The organism is Gluconacetobacter brunescens, assembly GCF_048695475.1.
Classification (GTDB): Bacteria; Pseudomonadota; Alphaproteobacteria; order Acetobacterales; family Acetobacteraceae; genus Gluconacetobacter.
This window is the reverse complement of record NZ_JBLHEN010000007.1, coordinates 1-1,486: the sequence shown is the minus strand read 5'-3', so window position 1 is coordinate 1,486 and position 1,486 is coordinate 1. Positions and strand designations below refer to the sequence as shown.

General features: G+C 67.0%; 1 protein-coding gene. It reads left to right on the top strand.

The features are described from left to right. Window positions 1–1,365, top strand: a 1,365-nt coding sequence (locus tag ACMAUO_RS20905; RefSeq protein WP_420358833.1) for a Hint domain-containing protein, incomplete at its 5' end; no start/stop codon positions are given. Between the last annotated feature and the right edge of the window lie 121 nt (window positions 1,366–1,486).

Here is a 1,486-nt window from a genome sequence, read left to right as displayed (position 1 = left end):
GTCGGCCCGACGATCAATGTCAGCGCCGGCGGCACCATCGAGGATTCCTATACCGCCAACGGCTATCTCAACGTCTATTCCGGTGGCGTCTCACAGAACAATACCTACGAATCGGAAGTCACCGCCATCTATGCCGGCGGCTCGTCCACCAACGACGTCTTCACCGAATCCTACACCTCCGGCTGGACGTCCGGCACGCTCAACGGCACCGCCTTCGCCGGCGGCGACGGGACTTCCAGCATCACCGTCAACTCAGGCGGCAGCATCTCGACGCCAACCATCGTCAACCAGGCCCTGACGCTCAACAAGGGAGCCGCCTACGAAGCCTGCTTCCTGGCCGGCACCATGATCCGGACACCGACCGGCGACGTCGCCGTGGAAGAGCTTTCGACCGGCGACACCATCCTGGCCTATGTCGACGGCCAGCCGGTCGCGCGCACGATCGTCTGGGCCGGCATGGCGCGCGTCCACGTCCGTCCGCAGCCAGCCGAAGACGAAGCCGGCTGGCCGCTGCGCATCGTGAAGGACGCCTTCGCCGACGGCGTGCCTTACAAGGACATGCTGATCACCTCGGAACATTGCCTGTTCTTCAACGGGGCGTTCGTGCCGGCCCGCATGCTGGTCAACGGAAAGTCCATCTTCTACGACCGCTCCATCCCCTCCTATGCTTATTACCATATCGAAACCAAGGACCATGCCATCGTCATGGCCGACGGCATGCTGACCGAAAGCTATCTGGATACCGGAAACCGCCAGGCCTTCCGGCAGCACGGGCGGATCGCCAGCCTGGTTTCGGCCCGCGCCCTGACCTGGAACGACGCAGCCTGCCCGCTGGACGTCAGCCGCGCCTTCGTCGAACCCCTGTTCCGGCGGATCGCGGCCCGCGCCTTGCAGATCGGCGCGCCAACGCGCGGGCCGGACCACGTCCTGACCGACGACACGGACCTGCATCTGGTCACCGGCACCGGCACGGTCATCCGGCCCGTCCGCCGGAACGGCGAGCACGTCATGTTCATGCTCCCCGCCGACATCCAGGAGGTCCGCATCGTCTCGCGCACCGGCAGGCCCAGTGACGTCATCGGTCCCTTCGTCGATGACCGCCGTCATCTGGGCGTCCTGATCGGCGATATCACGCTCTTCGAAGGCAGCCGCTCGACCGTGCTGACCGCCCATCTGAGCGCGAACGAACGGCATGGCTGGACCACGCACCGCCAGGACAGGCTGCGCTGGACCACGGGGAACGCCATTCTACCGCTCGGCCCGCGCCGATCGGATCGCGTGGCCCTGCTGGCCCTGGAGGTCAGGGCGGGCGGGCCCTACATCGTCTCCGAGACGGACACGGACGCCGTCGCCCGCATCGCCTGACGATCGGCGGAGCCAGCCGGACGGGACGGCGCGGCGCGGACTGTCCGGGGGCCGACAGGGCCGCGTCGTGTCACGTACGGAATTATGGACATGCGGAGTTGACCGCCCCGCGGGTTCGGGC